Source organism: Trinickia camelliae, assembly GCF_053525655.1.
In genome coordinates this window covers 146,963-167,204 of the sequence record NZ_JBCHAA010000011.1, presented here as the reverse complement: position 1 = coordinate 167,204, position 20,242 = coordinate 146,963, and the positions used below count along the sequence as shown (strand labels likewise).

The window sequence follows — 20,242 nt, the reverse complement described above, 5'->3', positions numbered from 1 at the left end:
GGCAAGCCTAAAAGTATACCAGTGCGGCCACGGGTCCCGCAGGCGGCGCAGGTACAATGCGCGCCATGGAATCTTTCGATATAGCGGTGATTGGCGCCGGCGCGGCCGGCATGATGTGCGCGGCGGTCGCCGGACAATTGGGGCGGCGCGTCGTGCTGATCGACCATTCGCCGCGGCTCGCCGAGAAAATCCGCATTTCCGGCGGCGGGCGCTGCAACTTCACGAATCTGCAAGCGGGCCCGGCCAACTATCTGTCGGCGAATCCGCATTTCTGCCGCTCGGCGCTCGCACGTTATACACCGCGCGATTTTCTGGCGTTGTTGAAGCAACATCGCGTCTCGTGGCACGAAAAGCATCGCGGGCAGCTCTTCTGCGACCATTCGAGCGATGCGGTCATCGATATGCTCAAGGTCGAATGCGACACGGGGCGGATTGCGTGGCGCCGGCCGGTCGCGGTCGATGCCGTGCGCCATCAGGACGCCGACGGCTTCGCGCTCGATACCAACGCGGGGCCGATCGGCGCTCGCGCGCTCGTCGTGGCAACGGGCGGCTTGTCGATCCCGAAGATCGGCGCCACTGATTTCGCCTACCGCCTCGCGAAGCAATTCGGCCACAAGCTCGTCGACACGCGTCCCGCGCTGGTCCCGCTGACCTTTTCGACTGACGAATGGGCGCCGTTCGTGCCGCTTTCCGGCGTCTCGCTCGAGGTCGCCTTGGCAACGGGCCAGAAAAAGACCGGCGGTGAGTTCGTCGAAGATTTGCTGCTCACGCATCGCGGCTTGTCGGGGCCCGGCGTGCTGCAGATTTCGAGCTATTGGAAGCCGGGCGAGCCGATTTGCGTTGACCTGCTGCCCGAGCGCGACGCGACCGCCGATCTGCTCGAGGCGAAGGCCGGCACCAAGCGCCGGATCGGCAACTTGCTGGCCGAATGGGTGCCGGCGCGTCTCGCGCATGTCTGGCTCGAAACCCACGGCGTTCCCGTCGAGGCGCGCATCGCCGATCTGCCGGACAAGACGCTGCGCCGGGTTGGTGATGCGCTCAAGCGTTGGACGCTGACCCCGAACGGCACCGAAGGCTACAAGAAGGCCGAGGTGACGAAGGGCGGCGTCGATACGCGCGAATTGTCGTCGGCGACGATGATGAGCGAGCGCGTGCCGGGGCTCTATTTCATCGGCGAAGCCGTCGACGTGACGGGCTGGCTCGGCGGCTACAACTTCCAGTGGGCGTGGGCATCGGGCGTCGCGGCAGGGCAGGCTGCAGCCGATTACGTCCGTAGCGCTTGACAACGCCCGTATACTTATGCCAAAGGTCTGCTATACTCCGCTCTCTTTGGAAAGCTCCCGTTATTGAAAAATGACGATCATCCGCGTAAAAGAAAACGAGCCCTTTGAAGTCGCGATGCGCCGTTTCAAGCGCACGATCGAGAAGAACGGTCTCTTGACCGAACTTCGTGCGCGAGAGTTTTACGAAAAGCCTACGGCTGAGCGCAAGCGCAAGAAGGCTGCCGCAGTGAAGCGCCATTTCAAGCGTCTGCGCAGCCAGATGCTGCCGAAGAAGTTCTACTGATTTTGTTGCGCGCCGCCGGTTTTCCGGCGGCGCGTGCGTCTGGCGAACCCGCGCCATGCCTTGATCATGTCGCATGCCGCGCAAACCCGCTTGAGGAAACGTCCCAAGCGGGTTTTTGTGTTCATGCCTGCCAGGCCGCCGGGGCCTTAACCACTCCAACGCATCCAGGTGAAAGATGAGTCTGAAGGATCGCATCAACGACGATATGAAAGCAGCCATGCGGGCGCGCGAGACCGGGCGTCTCGGCACGGTCCGGCTGCTGCTCGCAGCGATCAAGCAACGCGAAGTCGATGAGCAGATCACGCTCGACGACGCGGCCGTCACCGCCGTCGTCGACAAGATGATCAAGCAACGCAAGGATTCGATCGCCCAGTTCGAAGCAGCGGGCCGGGCCGATCTCGTCGCTCAGGAAAGCGCGGAGCTCGCGGTGCTGGCTGCGTACATGCCGGAGCAGCTCTCCGATGCCGAAATCGCAGCGGAAGTCCAGGCGGCAGTCGCTCAGACGGGCGCCGCCGGTCCGCAGGACATGGGCAAGGTGATGGGCGTGCTCAAGGGCAAGCTCGCCGGCCGTGCCGATATGACGGCGGTGTCCGCGCTCGTCAAAGCGGCGCTCGCGAAGTAATTCGCGCGCTCACGCATTGGTCGAGCATTCGTCACGCGTTAGTTACACGTTGAATCGCTCCGTTCCCTCGGCAGGTTGTGCGGCATGCCTCGCGGCGTGCCCCAGCGACCTGCTTGCCGATGAGGTCGCGAAGCCTGTCCGTTCTAAGTTCGCCAGCCAACCGTGATTCCGCATTCATTCCTTCAGGACCTGTTGAACCGCGTCGATATCGTCGACGTGGTCGGCCGGTACGTGCAGCTGAAGAAGGGTGGCGCGAATTTCATGGGGCTCTGCCCGTTTCACAACGAGAAGAGCCCGTCGTTCACGGTTAGCCCGACTAAGCAGTTTTATCACTGCTTCGGCTGCGGCGCGCACGGCACCGCGATCGGCTTCCTGATGGAACACGCCGGGCTCTCGTTTCCCGAAGCGGTGAACGAGCTGGCGCAATCGGTGGGGCTGACGGTGCCGCAAGAGCCGTCGCCGGTGCGCGGCGGAGGAAAGTTCGGCGGGGGCGGTGAAGGCTTTGCTCCAGCGGTGTCGAAAGCCGTGACGACCGCGCTCTCGGACGTGATGCAGCAGGCTTGCGACTACTACCGCAAGCAGCTGCGCGGCGCGCCGAATGCGATCCAGTACCTGAAAAAACGCGGCCTCACGGGTGAGATCGCCGCGCGCTTCGGGCTTGGCTATGCGCCCGATGGCTGGCAGAACCTCGAAGCCGTGTTTCCCGACTATCGGGACGATTCGCTCGTCGAATCGGGTCTCGTGATCGTCAGCGAGAAGACCGACGCGCAGGGCGTCGCGCGCCGCTACGACCGGTTCCGCGAGCGGATCATGTTCCCGATCCGCAATGTGAAGGGGCAGGTGATCGGCTTCGGCGGGCGAGTGCTCGACGGCGGCGAGCCGAAGTATTTGAATTCGCCGGAAACGCCGCTATTTAACAAAGGCAGCGAGCTGTACGGGCTTTTCGAAGCGCGTCTCGCGATTCGCGAGTCGCATTACGTGCTGGTGGTCGAAGGCTACATGGACGTCGTGGCGCTCGCGCAGCTCGGGTTTCCGAACGCGGTGGCGACGCTCGGCACAGCTTGCACGCCGATTCATGTGCAGAAATTGCTGCGCCAGACGGATACGGTCATTTTCAGCTTCGACGGCGACGCCGCGGGCCGGCGCGCCGCGCGTCGCGCGATGGATGCCTGCCTGCCGCACGCAGGGGACAACCGCACGATCCGGTTCCTGTTCCTGCCGTCCGAGCATGATCCGGACAGCTACGTGCGCGAGTTCGGTTCCGACGCGTTTTCGGAGCAGGTCGAGCACGCGATGCCGCTGTCGCAGTTCATGTTGAACGAGGTGCTGGTCGGCAAGGAGCTCGATACGCCCGAAGGCCGCGCGAAAGCGCTGTTCGATGCGAAGCCGCTTTTGCAGGCGCTCCCGCCGAACGCGCTGCGTGCGCAGATCATGCACATGTTCGCGGATCGCCTCGATATTCCGTTCGAGGAGGTGGCGGCGTTGTGCGAGGTCGATACGCGGATCGCCGCGCCCGCACGCAAGGCGCCCGCCAAGAGCGAGCGGCGCCGCGTGACCGGCAGCGAGGAGCGTGCATTGCGCAATCTGGTGATGCATCCGCGGATCGTTGCCGGGCTCGATGAGGAAAGCGAACAAGCGCTCTTGACGAGCGCCCGCAATGCCGAATTGTTTGAGGAAGTGATCGTGCACGCCCGCGCACTGGGCGATGCGGCGGAGTTCCGGCTGTTGTCGGATCTCCTTCGAGAGTCGGCGAATGCGCCCACTTTCGAAGAAATTTTTCGGGAAATTCTGGTCTATGATGAAAATGTACGAGACCTGTTGCTGCAGAACCCGGAAGACGAGACCGTCATCGAACAGCACCGCGAGCGTGAGCGTATCGCGGGGGAAGAGTTTCAGGCGGCGATTCTGAAGATGCGCTACGACGCCTGCTGCGAGCGGCTCGAGCGCTTGTCTCGGCAGTCGAAGTTCACCCCCGAAGAGATTGCGGAGTTTGCAGATTTGAACCAGAGGCGGGCTGACATGAAACGTCAGCTCGGGTTGTGACTCGGGAAGGGCTGGAACCGACGTGCTATAATAAAAGGTTTTCAGCGGTTTGTTTTCTAAGCAAAGGCGAGATTCGCGATGGCAAAGACGACAGGCGTAACTGCGGGTGGAAAAAAAGCGGCGGACAAAGGCACACAGGGCTCAATGGAGCCGACCAATAAGGTCACAAAGGCCAGGTCCGCAACTTCTTCCGCCAGGAGATCGCCTGTTGCCAGCGTAGCGAGCCCTGCGACGAAAAAGTCCTCGACCGCGCCGGCAGCACGAGCGGCTCCTGCAACGGTGGCCAAGGCCGCCAAAGCAACGAGGACGGCCCCGAAGCCGGAGGTGAAACCCTCCGCGAAGCGGGCGAGTTTGAAAAGCGTAAGGGGCGCGGTTGCCATGCCGGACGATTCGGCAGCCAGCGACACTCCAGTATCCACGGTTCAAACGGCTGAAGTCCAGCAGCCGCGAGTCGAGACTATAGCCGGTACGGCGAACTCCATGACGAAAAAGCTGAACGAAGTATCCGTCGATGACGACGCAACCCAGAGCGAAGAGCCGCAAGCCGCTCCGGGCAAGGTCGAAAAGGCCAAGGCACGCGATCGTCGCGCGAAGGAAAAGGCGCTCCTGAAGGACGCTTTTGCGTCGACGCAGCCGGGCACGGCCGAGGAACTCGAAGAGCGCCGCTCGAAGCTGCGCGCGCTCATCAAGCTCGGCAAGGAGCGCGGGTTCCTCACGTACGCGGAAATCAACGACCACCTCCCCGATAACTTCGCGGAAACCGAAGCGATCGAAGGCATCATCAGCACGTTCAACGACATGGGCGTGGCGGTCTACGAACAGGCCCCCGATGCCGAGACGCTGCTCCTGAACGACAACGCGCCCGCCGCGTCGTCGGACGATGAAGTCGAAGAAGAAGCCGAAGTCGCGCTGTCGACGGTCGATTCCGAATTCGGCCGCACGACCGACCCCGTCCGCATGTACATGCGTGAAATGGGCACGGTCGAGCTGCTCACGCGCGAAGGCGAAATCGAAATCGCGAAGCGTATCGAAGACGGCCTCAAGCACATGGTGATGGCCATCTCCGCGTGCCCGACGACGATCGCCGACATCCTCGCGATGGCCGAGCGCGTCGCGAACGAGGAAATCCGCGTCGACGAACTCGTTGACGGCCTGATCGATCCGAATGCCGAAGATACCGACGGCTTCTCGGCGCAGGAAGCCGAAGCGATCGAGAACGAAGAAGAGGAAGCCGAAGAGGAAGAAGAGGAAGAAGAGGAAGAGGACGACGGCACCGCGCAAGCGACGGCCAACGCCGCTCAACTCGAAGCCTTGAAGCGCACGTCGCTCGAGAAGTTCGCGCTCATCAGCGAATGGTTCGACAAGATGCGCCGCGCGTTCGAGAAGGAAGGCTACAAGTCGAAGGCTTACCTGAAGGCGCAAGAGACGATTCAGGAAGAGCTGATGTCGATCCGCTTCACCGCGCGTACCGTCGAGCGCCTGTGCGATACGCTGCGCGCGCAAGTGGACGAAGTGCGTCAGGTCGAGCGCCAGATCCTGCATACGGTGGTCGACAAGTGCGGCATGCCGCGTGCGGAGTTCATCGCGCGCTTCCCGGGCAACGAAACGGATCTCGAGTGGTCGGAAAAGATCGTCGGCGAGAACCATTCGTACAGCGCGATCCTGTCGCGCAACATCCCGGCGATCCGCGAACAGCAGCAGCGCCTGCTCGATCTGCAAGCGCGTGTCGTGCTGCCACTCAAGGACCTGAAGGAAACCAATCGCCAGATGGCCGCCGGCGAACTGAAGGCGCGTCAGGCGAAGCGCGAAATGACCGAGGCGAACCTGCGTCTCGTGATCTCGATCGCGAAGAAGTACACGAACCGTGGCCTGCAGTTCCTCGATCTGATCCAGGAAGGCAACATCGGTCTGATGAAGGCGGTGGACAAGTTCGAATATCGCCGCGGCTACAAGTTCTCGACGTACGCCACGTGGTGGATCCGTCAGGCCATCACGCGTTCGATCGCGGACCAGGCGCGCACGATCCGGATTCCGGTTCACATGATCGAAACGATCAACAAGATGAACCGCATCTCGCGTCAGATTCTGCAGGAAACCGGTCTCGAGCCGGATCCGGCAACGCTGGCCGAGAAGATGGAGATGCCGGAAGACAAGATCCGCAAGATCATGAAGATCGCGAAGGAGCCGATCTCGATGGAAACGCCGATCGGCGACGACGACGATTCCCATCTGGGCGACTTCATCGAGGATACGAACACGGTTGCGCCGTCGGATGCCGCTTTGCACGCGAGCATGCGCGATGTCGTGAAGGACGTGCTCGATTCGCTGACGCCGCGTGAAGCGAAGGTGCTGCGCATGCGCTTCGGCATCGAGATGAGCACCGATCACACGCTCGAGGAAGTGGGCAAGCAGTTCGACGTGACGCGTGAGCGGATTCGCCAGATCGAAGCGAAGGCGCTGCGCAAGCTGCGTCACCCGAGCCGCTCGGACAAGCTCAAGTCGTTCCTCGAAGGCAATTGATCGAGATGGCGTGAAATGCGCGATTCGATGTACTGCTAAGCGGTTTTAGGCTAAGCTTCGCGTCGAATTGCGATTTGATCGTGCCAATGATCGAATCACGCCGTCAATCGTAGTGCCGGACCCGGCCTAATACACCGGGTCTTTTTTTGTGCAGAGCAGTGAAGTTTCATTGCAGGGCCTGTAGCTCAGGGGTTAGAGCAGTCGACTCATAATCGATTGGTCGTGGGTTCGAAACCCACCGGGCCCACCATCTCTTGTTCCGCCAAGTTCCAAGGCGGTCCGCCTGGATCTCCCAAATCCTTATTGCGCAAGCATTTCCGGCCATCGAGATACTTTCGCTCAGATGTGACGGTAACTTTCGTATGGAATGCAGATTATTTTCCCCTGCACCATGAAAGATACTTCTCGGAATAAAACATAAACTAGAACAAGCGCAAAGTCTGAAAGACGCAGTGTCGGTATTCAGGTCGTAGCGCGCGTCAAGCACAAACATCCGATGCCGCAATGTCGGCAGTGTCCGAGCGGACGATGTTGCATAATTTCCTGTCCAGCCCGCGGACATTTCCCATGGAAAACCTGCTGAGAAAGCTCGACCTGACATCGCTGCGCCTGTTCGTGGCCGTCTGCCAGGAGAAGAACATCGCGCGCGCAGCGGAGCGCGAATTCATTGCGCCATCGGCGGTCAGCCGGCGAATCGCTGAAATCGAGGCCGTGATCGGCCTGCCGGTGATCCAGCGACAGTCGCGCGGGATCGCGATCACCGTGGTCGGCGAAACGGTCCTGAGGCATGCGCAGGCCATCATCGCGAACGTCGAGGCGCTCGGCGCCGACCTGTCGCAATTCTTCTCCGGCGCGAAGGGCAGCGTTCGAGTGGTCGCGAACCTGTCCTCCATCGTGCAATTCCTGCCTGAGGATGTCGCCGCCTTCCAGCGGCTCTTCCCTGCCGTTCAGATCGATCTCGAAGAACAGCACAGCGCGGACGTCCTGAGCGCGATCGACGAGCGCCGGGCGGATTTCGGCATCTGCAATGCCATTGCGGGCATCGAGGCATTCGAGTCCCTCCCGTACCGGAACGACCGGCTGTCGGTGATCGTTCCGCGCGGACACCGGTTGGCGGCCGCTGCACAGGTTCGGTTTGCCGACCTCTTGTCCGAGAGCTTCGTCGGCTTGCGCGGCGAAAGCACCCTCTCGAAGATGCTCGCTGCCGAGGCCACGAAGACCGGCCACGCCCTCGACGTGAGGATCCGCGTCGGCAGCCTCGACGCACTGTGTCGGATGGTGCATGTCGGGCTTGGCATCGCGGTGGTCCCGGAGCAGGTGGGACAGCTGTATGTGAATGCGCTCGAGGTGAATCTGCTGCCGCTCGCAGAGCCCTGGGCGGCGCGCAGGCTCGTCGTCGTGTTCCGCGCGCGCGAGGAGCTCAGTGCGAGCGCGGCGGCGCTGGTGAACTTCCTCGTGCCGAATCGAGACGGCTGACTTGCCAAGACGTCACTTCGGGGCACGCGGCACGGCCGCTATATTCGCGACCAGGAGGAGACGCCATGGAAGATTCGTTTCAACTGACGGGCCGCGTGCTGTATCTCTCGCAGGACCCCGGCTGCATCGACGCGCAACTGGCCGGCCACCCGGTCTCGCTGGCCGACGCCGCACCGCTGAGGGACAACGTATCGACAGACGAAATCACTCCCGTGACGGTGATGCTGACCTACGACGAACGTCTGGGGCAGTTTCCGTATGTCGGCTTCAAAGCCGGCGAGCGGATGCCGATCGGCCGCGACGCGATCCGCAACGGCGGCTTTCAGGTTACGGTGGCTGGCAAGCGCTATGGAAAGGGTTCGTCGCGTGAATCGAGCCCGCTCGCGGAGCTCTCCGCCGGCATCAAGCTGATCGTCGCCGAGAGCTTCGAGCGCATCTATCAGCAGAACTGCGACAACATCGGCATCCTAACGACCACCGATTTCACCGTGCTCGACCGTCTTCTCGCCGGCGAGGCGGTGCCGATCGAAGCGTTTCTCGAGGGCCGCGATGCGCTGACGCAGCGCATTATCCGCAGTGGCGGCCTGCTCGCCTACAGTAAGTTCGCGGACTGGCCCGCTCCGGGCGAGGCGCGTGGCGATCACACGGCCTCGCCCTGCACGCTGGTAGAGAAGATCATCGCGCGACACCTGCATCCGGGCGCCGGCGCGGCGGCGCGCGGCGACGGCGTGTTCATCGCAGCCGACTGGCGGTTCAGCCACGACTACTTCACCGGCATGTGCGCGCACCTGATGCACCGCGCGTTCGGCAATCCGGCTCCGCTTGTCGCCCCCGATCACATCGTCGCGTTCCAGGACCATTTGGTGCTGGCCGCGCAAAGCGTTCCTCACGTGCGTGACGGGCTGCTGCCCGGCGTGGCCAACCTGACACAGGGGCACACGACCTTCGCGCGCGAATACGCGGTGCGCGCGCACGGCGAACTGAATGGCGAACCCGGCTCCGAGGGCATCTGTCACGCGCTGATGGCGGAGAAGTACGCACTGCCCGGCCAGGTCGTCGCAGGGACCGACTCGCACACGCCTCATTCGGGCGCGCTCGGTTGCCTCGCGTTCGGCGCGGGCGCCACCGAAATAGCCAACAGCTGGGTGACGGGCTACGTGCGCTGCAAGGTGCCGCACACGCTGCGCGTCGAAGTGAGCGGCAGGCTGCGCGCGGGCGTCACCGCCAAGGATCTCGTGCTGCATTTGCTGCGGATGGAGCGGATCCGGTCCGGCGGCGCGATCGGCCTCGTGTTCGAATATGGCGGTGCGGCCGTGCGCGAGCTGTCGATTGACGAACGCGCGACGCTCACCAACATGGTCGCGGAGCTTGGCGGCTTCACCGGCATCGTCGAGCCGGATGAGACGACAGTCGCGTTCCTCAAGGAGCGGCGCGGCATTGATTTCATCGTCGAGCCGTGGATGAAAAGCGACCCGGGCGCCGTCTATCACGACGTCATTCAGATCGACGCGAATGAGATCGAGCCCATGCTCGCGCGTCCGGGCGATCCTGGAAACGGCGTGGCGGCCGGCGCGGTGGAGCATGACGTCCAGGTCAACCTCGCTTACGGCGGTTCATGCACGGCCGGAAAGCGCGCGGACTTCGACTTCTATCACGAAGTGCTGCGCTGGGGGCTCGACCACGGGCGGCGCGTTTCCCCGCATACCAAGCTGTTCCTTCAGTTCGGCACGCTTGCCGTGCGCGACTACTGCGAGGAACGCGGCTATCTGCCGACTTTCGAGCAAGCCGGCGTGACCCTGGTGATGCCTGGCTGCGGCTCCTGCGCGAACTGCGGCCCGGGCCAGTCGACCACGGCCGACGACGTGACGATCAGCGCAATCAACCGCAACTTCCCGAGGCGTTCCGGGCCGGGCAACGTCTGGCTCGCCAGTCCCTACACCGTGGCCGCGAGCGCACTGGCTGGCCGCATCACGACGTTCGAAGCGCTCCAGCGCGACGCCCGATGAACGTGTCTGCATGACGGTGATTGCCCGCATCCGGCAGCATAAACACCCAATCAGATGAAGGCCGGCAGAAGACTGGCCTCTCAGCTTTGCATGGGGCCGGAGTAAGTGCTGAAGCACTAACTCCGGCCGACAAAGGAGACAATTGATGACACCGTCCGACAAGGCGATCGCATCGCCTGACGTCGTCGCACGCGCTGCTTCAGCGCATGCGGCCGATCCGCTCAACGTGAATGGCTCGGCGGGTTGCGTTCCGCAGAGCGCGGCACCGGATACGTTGACCGCCGGCAGCATCTCGGCGCGGCTCGACAGGCTTCCCGCGACGCGCACGATATGGAAGCAGGTGGTGCTGCTCAGCCTCGGATTCTTCTTCGAACTCTACGATCTGCTTTACACGGGCTACGTCGCGCCCGGTCTCGTCAGGAGCGGCCTGCTGACCCCGACGACACACGGCCTCTTCGGCACGACAGGAATCGCGAGCTTCATCGCGGCGCTTTTCGCGGGTCTGTTCGTCGGCACGATCGCATGCGGCTTCCTCGCGGATCGGTTCGGCCGGCGGGCGATCTTCACCTGGTCGCTGCTGTGGTACGTCGCGGCAAACGTCGTCATGGCGTTCCAGCATTCGGCGGCCGGGCTCAACACATGGCGCTTCATCGCGGGTGTCGGCATCGGTGTCGAGCTCGTGACGATCGGCACCTACATTTCCGAGTTGGTGCCCAAGCACATTCGCGGCCGCGCGTTCGCCTGTGAACAGGCCGTTGGGTTCACCGCCGTGCCGATGGTCGCTTTCCTTTCCTGGTGGCTGGTACCGCGAGCGCCGTTCGGCATCGACGGCTGGCGCTGGGTGGTGCTGATCGGCGCACACGGCGCGGTGTTCGTCTGGTGGATACGCCGGCATTTGCCGGAGAGCCCGCGCTGGCTCGCGCAAAAGGGGCGCCTCGAAGAGGCCGATCGCGTGATGACGAAGCTCGAGCTGGCGGTCGAGGCCGAGAGCGGCAAGCCGCTGCCGTTGCCCGCCATGGCGCAACCGGTGCCGGCGCATGGGCGCTTTGCCGATATGTGGAAGCCGCCGTATCGGCGACGCACGATCATGTTGATCGTTTTCAACGTGTTTCAGACCATCGGCTACTTCGGCTTCGCGAACTGGGTGCCGACACTCCTCATCAAGCAGGGCATCACGGTCACGACCAGCCTGATGTACTCGAGCATCATCGCCATTGCAGCGCCGCTCGGGCCGGTGATCGGCCTGTATATCGGCGATCGGTTCGAACGTAAGACAGTGATCGTTGCGATGGCCGGCGTCAATGTCGCTTGCGGACTGTGGTTCAGCCAGGCGGCGAGCACCGTTCTGCTGGTGTCGCTCGGCGTTTGCCTGACGCTCGCGGGCAACATCATTTCGTATAGCTACCACGCGTACCAGACCGAGCTGTTCCCCACGAGCATACGTGCTCGCGCGGTCGGATTCGTGTATTCATGGAGCCGCTTCTCGGCGATTTTCACGGCTTTCATCATCGCGGGCGTGCTAAGGGACTTCGGTGTGACAGGCGTCTTTGCTTTCATTGCGTCGGCGATGGCGATCGTCATGATTGCAATCGGCACGTTGGGCCCAAGAACGCGTGATGTCGCGCTCGAAGAAATTTCGCAATAGCGGCGCGTCCGTCCGTAAGCTGCTGCGAGTCAGACCATCATGCAAAAGCCGACCTTTGGGGTCGGCTTTTTTGTTGCTCCGATACTTCTTGAGGTCGCCGAACGCACGTCGAGCTGGCCTTTCCGAGCGAACAGAACAGACGGTGGCAGGGATTGCATGACATCTGTATATTTATACAGTATTCTATTCATCCGGTGCTGTCAGGTTGTCGAATTTGGCTTAAAGGTGGGGAGACAAGATGTTGCGAGTTCTGGGCGTGATGCTGCTGGCCGGCTGTTCCATTGCCAACGCAGGCGAACACTACGTGGAAGTGTGGAACCCGCCTGAGGCCCGGCAAGCGCCCCATGCCGGCAGCCACGCCGCGGTAAAGCCAAAACCACATCGTGTGTCAGCGACCGTCCGCACGGCGAAGGTGAAGCCGAATCATGTTGCGGCGAGCACACAGAAGCCGGCTAAACACGCTCACGCTGTACGCACGCTGACTTGGAACGCGTCCCCGCAAGCCAGGGACCTCCCACCCTTGCTGACGCCGGAAGGCAATGTGCTGCGCGTCGGTGCGCAAGGTGCTCAGCCCCAGGTGACCCGTTAATGGAAGCGGAGCTCTACAACGGCTACTCGATTTGGGGGCACGCCATCCGTCAGGGCACGGGGTATGCCGCCGGCGGCACTGTCACGCGCGACAACAAACTCATAGAAACGTCGGGCGTGTTGGGCAGTTTCGAAACTGAGCTGGATGCGGAGCTCGTCGGCCTGAACTGGTGTCGGGCCTGGGTAGACAATCACGGTTGAACAAGCGATGGGTCGGCTCGGGGACGAGAACACCTCTACAATCGAGCGTTCGAACTAGACAGGGCGGCGGCACGACGAGATGTGTGTCGAACGCGCTGGGTGAGATAACGACGACCTTGGAAGCGAGGCTGCCTGGACACCATGTCAACTGTTTATGACACGCTGGTAACCCTTCTCGAACAAGAGGGTGCCAAATATCGAATTATCGAACACCCCTCCGAGGGACGCTCGGATCTGGTTGCCGCAATCCGCGGAACCGCACCGGGGCAGGGCGCGAAGGCAATGCTCTGCAAGAGCAAGGACGATAGTCAGACGTTGATTCTCGCCATCCTCCCGGGAGACAAGAAGCTGGACTTCAAAAAAGTCGCTGCTGCAGGCCAGATTAAGAAGGCCACACTGGCGTCGGCCGAGGAAGCGGAACGCGAAACCGGATGCGTCATCGGCGCCATCCCGCCCTTTACGTTTTCTCCGGCTATCAAGCTTGTTGTCGATCCGGGACTCGTAGAGAGCTTCGACGAAATCGCCTTCAACGCTGGGCGTCTGGATAAGTCGATCGTCCTTGACTCGGCTGACTACGTGCGAATCGCACAACCCCTGCTCGAACCACTATGCGTTTAGGCAAGGTATCCGGAATTTCCTTCGATCTGGACGACACGCTGTGGTCGTTCGAGTTTGTGGTCGAACGGGCCGAGGCGGCGCTGCATGCGTGGCTCCTCGAACACGCTCCCGAGACTGCGAGTGTTTTGACCGCACCGCAAGCGCTCGCGCAGTTCCGGAATGAGTACGAGCGCTCACGTCCCGACCTGGCCGGCGACTTTCGTGCGTTGCGAATCGGTTCAATCAGTCTTGCGTTAGCGCTGGCAAAGGAAGACGTCACGCTGGCTAACCCGGCCTATGACGTTTTCTATTCCGCTCGGCACCAGGTCGAGTTCTTTGAAGACGTGATGCCAGCGTTGCAATGGCTTAGTGCCAGGTTTCCACTCGTCGCCGTGACCAACGGCAATGCAGACCTTCGTCTGACCGGTGGCGGGGAGTTTTTCCGCGAGACGTTGAGCGCCGCTTCAGTGGGCGTTGCGAAGCCTGAAGCCGAAATATTCCACGCAGCGGCGCGAGCCGTGAATGTCGCGCCAGCGGAAATGCTCCATGTCGGCGACGATTTCCACTTCGATGTTCTAGGCGCGTTGGATGCAGGCTTTCAGGCAGCATGGCTCGTTCGCCGGAGTCGGCTCGAGATCGCGCCGGTAGAGAACAATACGCGCGAGCCTCATCTCACCATCAGCGATTTGTCGATGCTTTGCCAAGCCCTCGGCGGACCTGGCTCGTTGTGATCGTTGAATGGCAAAGGCCGCTGCACCAGCGATAGTGCAGCGGCCTTTGCGTGAAGCATTGCGGTCGGCTTCTAGCCGAACGTAAAGGAGTAGGCCCGCACGCCCGGATCGAGGAATTCGATGGTGAAGGTCCGGTCGCTCACGGTGCCGGTCTGGCGCACGAGCTGATACAGGCGGGCGGCGGTGACCGTGCCGGTGCCGTCCGCGGCGACATCGGCGCCGTGCGAGTCGCCGGGAGGCGCGCCGTCGATCGTGATGCGAAAGCGCACGGGCTTCCCATTCGCGTTCGGGGCGAGCACGAAATGCAAATCGCGCGCATGGAAGCGGTAGGCAATGCGTCCGTTGGCTTCGTTCAGCACGGCAGCTTCGCCGCCGACAGCCCATTGTCCGCCCAGCGCCCAGCGGTTGAGCCGCAACTTCGACGGAACGCTATATGCAGCGACGGCATCGGGGCGGACGTCTTCCGGCGAGGCAAAACCTGTTGCCTGCTTGTAGCCCACATACGTTTCGCCCGAGCCTAAATCCGCTTCATCCGCGGCAGCCTGCGCGCCAGATCCGGAGATCGGCGGCAGCTCGCGGGCCTGCGTTGTCTTCCCCGATTCGGCGAGCAACTGTCGGATGGCTTTTTCGGCTCCGTCATAGTCGCCTTCGCCAAAATGGTGGTAACGGATACGTCCTTGTGCATCGACGATATAGAAGGCTGGCCAATACTCGTTGCCGAACGCCTGCCAGATCGCATAGTCGTTGTCGATGGCGACAGGGTATCGAATGCCGAGATCCGTAAGGGCACGCTTCACGTTCGACGGGTCGTGCTCGAATCCGAATTCGGGTGTGTTCACGCCGATCACGACGAGGCCGTCGTTGCGATAGCGATCCGCCCATGTTTTCAGATACGGCAGCGCGCGCAGGCTATTGATGCACGAATAGGTCCAGAAATTGACGACCACGACTTTGCCGCGCAACGCCTCGCGCGTAAGCGGCGGCGAGTTGAGCCAGTTTTGCGCGCCGTCGAGAGATGGCAGTTGTCCTTCGACGGGAAGCGCCGAAGGCGCCTGAAAGCCAACGCGCTGGATGTGTGCCGTGTTCGCGTTACCAGCGCCATCGGCGCTAGAAGCGTTAGAGGTGTGACCTGCGGCGAGCAAGCCGACCAAACGGCTTTCCACGCCCGTGGTCGAGGTCGAAGGCACGTGTGCAAGTGCACGCGTGTCGAAGCCGAACGCGATCGCCGTGACGCTCAACAGCACCAGCGCGCCCATGACGCGGCGCACGCGCTCGCCGAAACCCAGTGAGCGCTTGAGCGCGTCCAGCGCCTGCTTGCCGAGCCCGCAGACGACGGCAAGCGAACTGGCCGCGCCGAGCGCGTACGCCGTCAGCGCCGCCGCCGTTTGCCAAGTCGCGCCATGCAGCGCCGCTCCCGTGAGAATCAAGCCGAGAATCGGGCCCGCACAGGGCGCCCACAACAGGCCCGTCGCCACGCCGAGCAGCAGCGCGGAGCCGATCTGAAAGCGCGTATCGTGCATATGCGAAAAACTCGCGAACCGGTTGCCGATCTCGGACAACGGGCGCGACAGGCGCGTCGAAATCTCGGGAAACAGCAGCGAAGCGCCGAAGACGGCGAAAAGGCCGAGCGACACCCAGCGTCCGTAGTGACTCAACTGCGCGGCGCCGCTCAACCCGGCAAACCCGACGCTTGTGATGAGCGCGAAGGTGAGCGCGAGGCCGAGCAGCATCGGAAGCCGGCTCGTCGCGAACGGCCGGTCGGAGCGCGCGAAGACAAAAGGCACGACAGGCAGGATGCACGGGCTGAGGATGGTGAGCACGCCGCCGAGAAATGCAATGACAATGAGTAACATGAAGTCAGCTCCCTGATTCGGAATCCGTTGGTCCAACGGGGCACGGTCCACGAGGTGGATGCCACGTGCCTACATGCCGGATTAGAGTCCGCTCACGTATCCGGCGCATTTCAGGGAGGGGGCATTGCGTATTGCGATGTATAGGTCGCGATGGAAGATACACAGCGATACAAACAGTTGGCGGCGCGGATCATGGCCGTGGGACGAAGGCGGACCGTCAGGCGTACATGACAGGTCGAGCAACGGGGCACGCGTCAGGCCGCGTTGCGGGGGATCGAGATGATTCCGTCAGCGACGGCTTGCGCGCTCCATCAGAGATCCGACCATTCGCTGAAGGTCGCCGCTTGCCCATGGTAGACGCCGTCGAGATCAATCAAATTCCACACGATCGCGCTTTCGATCCAGAAGCGGCGTCCCGACTTGGCAATCCGTTGCCCACGATAGTTTGCCGAATAGCCTTTGCTGCGCACTTCGTCGAGCAGACGTGCTCGCTCGTCGCGATTGGGCTGTTCGGCTGAAAGCCTGGAACGCAACGCGGTAAATTCATCCCACGCATATTCGAAGCAGCGCTGCGCGGTCCGGTTGGCGTAGATGAAGCGCGGATCGTCGTCCGTGTTGTGTGCGAGCACAACGAACGGTGCATCGGCATAGAGCCAACGCGCGGTGTCGGCGACTGCGATGTGGGCAGGCACCAATGCGGTGCCGACCAGACGCTGGTAACTATCGGCGAGCAAGGCGGCGAAGGCGGGATCAGTGGCCAGAGATGTCATTGAGAAACCGGCAATGAATCAATTCGGACGTAGCGTGCATGGGTAGCCGCGAATGCGGCTGGCGGGCAAAGATGCTATCACGCGGCCGAAAGCCTAGTGCTTCAAGGCCGCGCGGATCCACCAAACATCCTTCCGCTCAGTGCCGTCGAGTACGGAAAACGCACTGGACCTGGGACATTCCCTATGGCGCGGTTCAAGTTGCATGAGACCTGAACGGGCGCTACAGCCGACCTGAAGCCTGCCATCGGCCGCAAAACCTTGCCGAGACTGGCTGCGCAGAAGTCACATCGTTAGCAGCCCTTTTCCACGCCCGCTACACAAGCGCCTTGCATTACCAAAGGTATGGAAAAGTGCCCAGAAAATGTAGCTGGATGGGTCAATTTGGCTTGCTACTCTGCAATCAATGCATTAAGCACCGACGAGCTTGAGAACCGACGCACGAATATTCTGCATATCGTGCGATGAATGGTGACTTGTTCGACTTAATCTTGAACTTGCCAGTTGGGAAGACAGAATGGCCCCAAACCTGACATTCGCGCGAGAAGGCGTCGTCCATCCGGGCGCGATCCAAGCGGAAGATGTTTCCGCTGCGGCAAAACCCATCGCAGTTTCCGCGACCGATATTCTCACGGTCAGAAACTTGTCGAAGATCTTTGGGCCGAAGCCCGAGCGCGCAGCTCAACTCGTCAAGCAAGGTCTTGGCCGGAACGAAATTTTCGAGCAGACCGGCAACATGGTGGCGGTCAACGACGTCAGTCTCAGCGTCAAGGCGGGTGAGATTTTCGTCGTCATGGGTCTCTCGGGTTCCGGCAAATCGACGCTGGTTCGACTGCTCAATCGGTTGATCGAGCCGACGTCCGGCCAGGTCATTCTCGAAGGCCGCGACATCGCGCCCATGTCTACCTTGGAGCTACGCGAGATCCGCCGCAAGAAGATGGCGATGGTGTTCCAGTCGTTCGCGCTTCTGCCGAACCGCACGGTGCTCGACAACATCGCGTACGGATTGGAAGTCGCCGGCTTGAAGAAGGTAGAGCGGTACGGTATCGCGCGCGCCGCGCTGACGCGAGTCGGTCTAGGTTCTTACGAAAAGCTGCTGCCCAGCGAACTGTCCGGCGGCATGCAGCAGCGGGTGGGGCTCGCACGCGCGCTCGCGGTGAATCCGTCTGTACTGCTGATGGATGAAGCCTTCTCGGCACTCGATCCGCTGATCCGGTTTGAAATGCAGAACGAGCTGTTGCGGCTCCAGAAGGAAGAGCAACGGACGATCGTCTTCATTTCGCACGACATCGAAGAAGCCATCAAGATCGGCGGCCGGATCGGCATCATGAAGGATGGCTGTCTGATTCAAGTCGGCACGCCTGCCGAGCTGATCCAGTCGCCTGCCGACGACTACGTACGCGACTTCTTCCGCAATGTCGACGTTTCGCGGTTTCTCAAGGCCTCGAGTCTCATGGCCCGCGTGGAGCGGGGACTGATTTCCTGCGACATCGGCACGTCCTCGGAGCGTTACCTCAATCCGCTGATCGATAGCGGCGTCGAATGCGGTTACGTATGCGACGAAGCGGGCAGGTACCAAGGTTGTGTCACGCCGGCGTCGCTTCACAAGGCGGGTGCTCGGCCTGTCCGGGACGCGTTGCTCCGCGATATGAAGGCTGTTTCGCTGGATGCGGATTTGCATCAGCTTGCTGATATCGCGTTGAGCCAGGAGCACGACGTACCCGTCACCGACACAGCCGGGAAACTCGCAGGCGTCGTGTCGTGCCGGACGATACTCAAGCAGGTCATGGAACGGAGAGCAGCATGAACTCGTCGATCATCGGCAAGTTGGCGGAAGACGCCGTCAACTTTCTCTTCCAGCATTTCCGCGGCGGCTTCGATGCTTTCTCCGCCGCGCTAGGGGCAGTGGTCAAGCTGCTTGAGGACGGGCTGGGCGCCATTCCGTTCATCGCCATGCTTATCCTCCTCATGGCGTTTGCGTTGTGGCGGCGCGGAGTCGTGTTTTCGGCGTTCGTGGGCGTTGCGCTGCTGGCTATCCATTACATGGGGCTTTGGACTCAAACCGTCTCCACTCTCGCACTCGTTGTTGCCGCAACGTTCTTTAGTCTGGTTATCGGCGTGCCGATGGGCATTTGGGGCGCAAGGAATAGGCGAGTGGAAGTGGTGTTGCGCACGCTGCTGGATTTCATGCAGACGATGCCCGCGTTTGTCTATCTGATTCCAGCCGTCATCCTGTTCGGCTTGGGCCGGGTGCCGGCCGTGATTGCGACCATCGTGTTCGCCATGCCGCCCGTCGTGCGCCTCACGACTTTGGGCATCCGGCAGGTGCGCGAGGAGTTGCTGGAGGCAGGGCGCTCGTTTGGCAGCACGGATTCGCAGCTCCTCTGGAAAATCCAGCTGCCGAACGCGCTGCCGTCCATCATGGCCGGCGTGAATCAAACCATCATGATGTCGCTTTCGATGGTGGTGATCGCATCGATGATCGGCGCCGGCGGGCTCGGCGAGTATGTGCTGAGCGGCATTCAGCGCCTGGACATCGGGATTGGCTTCGAGGGCGGGCTTGGCGTCGTGCTGCTTGCCATCGTGCTCGACCGCCTGACGGAAAGCTTCGGTGTGAAGGCAAAGAAGGCGAGACCCGGTGCTCGCACCGCAAAGCCCGGCGCCCGCGCCGCAGCACGGACCTGACTGACGACTTCGCGGGACAGCCGTCACTTTTTATTCTCAAGTAGGAGTGCTACATGAAAAGCAGTCTCTTCAAATCGCTCATGGCGAAACTGGCGGTGTCGACGGCCGTTGCGATGGGCGTCGGCGTGGGTTCCGCCGTTGCGGCCGAACCGCTCAAGATCGCGGTGACCAACTGGGCAGACGTTCTGGCCGTGGCTAACGTGGCCAAATACGTGCTCGAGACCAACCTCCAACAGCCGGTCAAGTTCGTGCAGGCTGACATTGGCATCCAGTATCAAGGCGTCGCCCGCGGCGATCTCGACATCATGGTCGGCGGGTGGCTGCCGGTGACTCACGCAACGTATTACGCGAAGTACAAGAACGACATGGATGATGTCGGCATCATCTACACCGGCGGAAGAAACGGCTGGGCCGTGCCGGCATACATTCCGGAGTCGCAGCTGTCGACGATTTCCGACCTCAACAAGCCGGACGTCAAGAGCAAGCTGAGCGGGACGATCGACGGTATCGAGCCTGGCGGCGGTTTGATGCAGGCATCCGAAAAGACCATCAAGGCTTACGATCTGAACGGGTACAACCTGCAGTCGTCGAGCGAGGCCGGGATGCTCGCAGGCGTTTCGCGCGCCTATCAGTCGAAGCAATGGGTGGTTGCCACGGTCTGGAGCCCCCATTGGCTCTTCCAGAAGTGGCAGATGCGCTACCTCAAAGACCCGAAGGGCACGCTGGGCGGCGAAGAGCAGGTTCACGCCTTCGCTTCCAAGCAGTTCGCTACCCAGTTTCCGCGGGCGGACGTCTTCTTCAAGCATTTCAAGCTGACTCTTGCTGACGTCGAATCGATCGAGTTCGATGGCAATGCCACGAACGACTACGCAGCGGCAGCGAAGAAGTTCGTCGACGCGCATCCGGAAAAACTGAAAGCCTGGTTGCAGCAGTAAATCTGCC

Annotated in this window: 17 protein-coding genes and 1 tRNA gene; 16 read left to right on the top strand and 2 right to left on the bottom strand. The window is 61.8% G+C overall.

The window, feature by feature from the left end:
• Positions 1–56: 56 nt before the first annotated feature.
• From AAHK20_RS19375 to AAHK20_RS19315, 13 genes are all read left to right on the top strand, one after another.
• On the top strand, positions 57–1,283 hold the full coding sequence (locus AAHK20_RS19375; RefSeq protein ID WP_449183120.1) for a BaiN/RdsA family NAD(P)/FAD-dependent oxidoreductase: 1,227 nt from the start codon (positions 57–59) through the stop codon (positions 1,281–1,283).
• 70 nt (positions 1,284–1,353) lie between these two features.
• The gene (gene rpsU, locus AAHK20_RS19370) at positions 1,354–1,566 is read left to right on the top strand and encodes a 30S ribosomal protein S21 (RefSeq protein WP_018439737.1); all 213 of its coding nucleotides are present in this window, start codon (positions 1,354–1,356) and stop codon (positions 1,564–1,566) included.
• 175 nt (positions 1,567–1,741) lie between these two features.
• Positions 1,742–2,188 (top strand): GatB/YqeY domain-containing protein, encoded by a 447-nt coding sequence (locus AAHK20_RS19365; protein WP_449183119.1) that lies wholly within the window; start codon positions 1,742–1,744, stop codon positions 2,186–2,188.
• Positions 2,189–2,350: 162 nt separating this feature from the next.
• On the top strand, positions 2,351–4,231 hold the full coding sequence (gene dnaG, locus AAHK20_RS19360; protein ID WP_449183118.1) for a DNA primase: 1,881 nt from the start codon (positions 2,351–2,353) through the stop codon (positions 4,229–4,231).
• A 78-nt stretch (positions 4,232–4,309) separates the two neighbouring features.
• Positions 4,310–6,751: an RNA polymerase sigma factor RpoD gene (gene rpoD, locus AAHK20_RS19355; RefSeq protein WP_449183117.1), complete on the top strand. Its 2,442-nt coding sequence runs from the start codon at positions 4,310–4,312 to the stop codon at positions 6,749–6,751.
• A 174-nt stretch (positions 6,752–6,925) separates the two neighbouring features.
• Positions 6,926–7,001, top strand: a tRNA-Ile gene (locus tag AAHK20_RS19350).
• A 254-nt stretch (positions 7,002–7,255) separates the two neighbouring features.
• Positions 7,256–8,227, top strand: a complete 972-nt coding sequence (locus AAHK20_RS19345) for a LysR family transcriptional regulator (protein WP_461859103.1) — start codon at positions 7,256–7,258, stop codon at positions 8,225–8,227.
• 65 nt (positions 8,228–8,292) lie between these two features.
• Complete coding sequence (locus AAHK20_RS19340) at positions 8,293–10,233, top strand: aconitase family protein (protein WP_449183116.1); 1,941 nt, start codon at positions 8,293–8,295, stop codon at positions 10,231–10,233.
• A gap of 166 nt (positions 10,234–10,399) precedes the next feature.
• Positions 10,400–11,878: an MFS transporter gene (locus AAHK20_RS19335; RefSeq protein ID WP_449183199.1), complete on the top strand. Its 1,479-nt coding sequence runs from the start codon at positions 10,400–10,402 to the stop codon at positions 11,876–11,878.
• A gap of 238 nt (positions 11,879–12,116) precedes the next feature.
• Positions 12,117–12,467: a hypothetical protein gene (locus AAHK20_RS19330; RefSeq protein WP_449183115.1), complete on the top strand. Its 351-nt coding sequence runs from the start codon at positions 12,117–12,119 to the stop codon at positions 12,465–12,467.
• Positions 12,467–12,667 carry a hypothetical protein gene (locus tag AAHK20_RS19325; protein ID WP_449183114.1) on the top strand — a complete coding sequence of 67 codons (201 nt, stop codon included), beginning with the start codon at positions 12,467–12,469 and terminating at the stop codon, positions 12,665–12,667. The genes AAHK20_RS19330 and AAHK20_RS19325 overlap by 1 nt, the downstream gene beginning before the upstream one ends.
• 141 nt (positions 12,668–12,808) lie before the next feature.
• Positions 12,809–13,285 (top strand): YbaK/prolyl-tRNA synthetase associated domain-containing protein, encoded by a 477-nt coding sequence (locus tag AAHK20_RS19320; RefSeq protein ID WP_449183113.1) that lies wholly within the window; start codon positions 12,809–12,811, stop codon positions 13,283–13,285.
• The gene (locus AAHK20_RS19315) at positions 13,276–13,995 is read left to right on the top strand and encodes an HAD family hydrolase (RefSeq protein WP_449183112.1); all 720 of its coding nucleotides are present in this window, start codon (positions 13,276–13,278) and stop codon (positions 13,993–13,995) included. Before AAHK20_RS19320 ends, AAHK20_RS19315 begins: the two co-directional genes overlap by 10 nt.
• Before the next feature lie 71 nt (positions 13,996–14,066).
• On the opposite strand, the gene AAHK20_RS19310 is transcribed toward AAHK20_RS19315, so the two are convergent.
• Positions 14,067–15,848, bottom strand: a complete 1,782-nt coding sequence (locus tag AAHK20_RS19310) for a cytochrome c biogenesis protein DipZ (protein ID WP_449183111.1) — start codon at positions 15,846–15,848, stop codon at positions 14,067–14,069.
• A gap of 311 nt (positions 15,849–16,159) precedes the next feature.
• Entirely contained in the window at positions 16,160–16,618 is a 459-nt protein-coding gene (locus AAHK20_RS19305) for an MEKHLA domain-containing protein (RefSeq protein ID WP_449183110.1), read from the bottom strand.
• 514 nt (positions 16,619–17,132) lie between these two features.
• On the opposite strand from AAHK20_RS19305, the gene AAHK20_RS19300 reads away from it, so the two are divergent.
• From AAHK20_RS19300 to AAHK20_RS19290, 3 genes are read left to right on the top strand one after another with little or no spacing between them, the layout of a single operon-like run.
• Positions 17,133–18,422 carry a quaternary amine ABC transporter ATP-binding protein gene (locus tag AAHK20_RS19300; protein WP_449183109.1) on the top strand — a complete coding sequence of 430 codons (1,290 nt, stop codon included), beginning with the start codon at positions 17,133–17,135 and terminating at the stop codon, positions 18,420–18,422.
• The gene (locus tag AAHK20_RS19295) at positions 18,419–19,300 is read left to right on the top strand and encodes an ABC transporter permease (protein ID WP_449183108.1); all 882 of its coding nucleotides are present in this window, start codon (positions 18,419–18,421) and stop codon (positions 19,298–19,300) included. The genes AAHK20_RS19300 and AAHK20_RS19295 overlap by 4 nt, the downstream gene beginning before the upstream one ends.
• 53 nt (positions 19,301–19,353) lie before the next feature.
• On the top strand, positions 19,354–20,235 hold the full coding sequence (locus AAHK20_RS19290; RefSeq protein WP_449183107.1) for a glycine betaine ABC transporter substrate-binding protein: 882 nt from the start codon (positions 19,354–19,356) through the stop codon (positions 20,233–20,235).
• Positions 20,236–20,242: the final 7 nt, after the last annotated feature.